Here is a 959-nt window from a genome sequence, read left to right on the forward strand (position 1 = left end):
CGGGGTCAAGGATTGATGCGGGTCCAGCGCGCACCGGAAGCGAAGGGCCGGACTCCGTCATGAAGTTTGCCTTGGCGAGCTACGGAACCCGCGGCGACATCGAGCCCCTCGCGGCCGTCGGTCGCGAACTGCAGCGCCGCGGGCACGAGGTGCGGGTGGGCGTGCCGCCCAACCTGATCGGCTTCGTGGAGTCGGCCGGGCTGCCCGCGGTCGCGTACGGGCAGCGGGATTCTCAGCAGCAGCTGGACGAGGACTTCCTGCACAACTCGTGGAAGTTCACCAACCCGGTCAAGCTGGCGCGCGAGGCCATGGAGCCGGTCCGGGCGGGCTTCGACGAGCTGGGCGCCGCGCTCAAGCCGCTCGCGGACGGGGTCGACCTGTTGGTGACCGGCCAGCTCTATCAGGAAATCGCCGCCAACGTCGCGGAGTACTACGACATTCGGTTGGCCGCCTTGCATTTCTACCCGATGCGGCCCAACGGACACATCGCGTTCCCGGCGCGCCTGCCCGCGCCGCTGGTGCGCTCGACGATGAAAACCCTCGACTGGATGTACTGGCGGTTCACCCGGAGCGCCGAGGAGGCGCAGCGCCGGGACTTGGGACTGTCCAAGGCCACTTGTCCTGCGCCGCAACGGATGTCCGAGCGCGAGGCGCTGGAGATCCAGGCCTACGACGAGTTGTGCTTCCCCGGGCTGTCAGCGGAGTGGGGCGCTCGGCGGCCCTTCGTCGGGGCGCTCACCATGGAGTCGCCCACCGACGCCGACGACGAGGTCGCCTCGTGGATCGCCGCGGGAACCCCGCCGATCTACTTCGGGTTCGGCAGCATGCCGGTGGGCTCGCTCAAGGATCTGGTCACCATGATCGGCGGGGCATGCGCGGAGCTGGGCGAACGGGCGTTGATCTGTTCGCGGGCGCAGGACACCGGCGTCCCCGATTTCGACCATGTGAAAGTCGTGGCG

General features: G+C 68.8%; 1 protein-coding gene. It reads left to right on the forward strand.

Going from position 1 to position 959, the window contains the following annotated elements; translation table 11 throughout:
* Window positions 1-59: 59 nt before the first annotated feature.
* Window positions 60-959: glycosyltransferase (locus A5696_RS00320; RefSeq protein WP_067871639.1), on the forward strand; the 900-nt coding region annotated here is incomplete at its 3' end.

This window comes from Mycobacterium sp. E2699 (assembly GCF_001666745.1).
Classification (GTDB): Bacteria; Actinomycetota; Actinomycetes; order Mycobacteriales; family Mycobacteriaceae; genus Mycobacterium.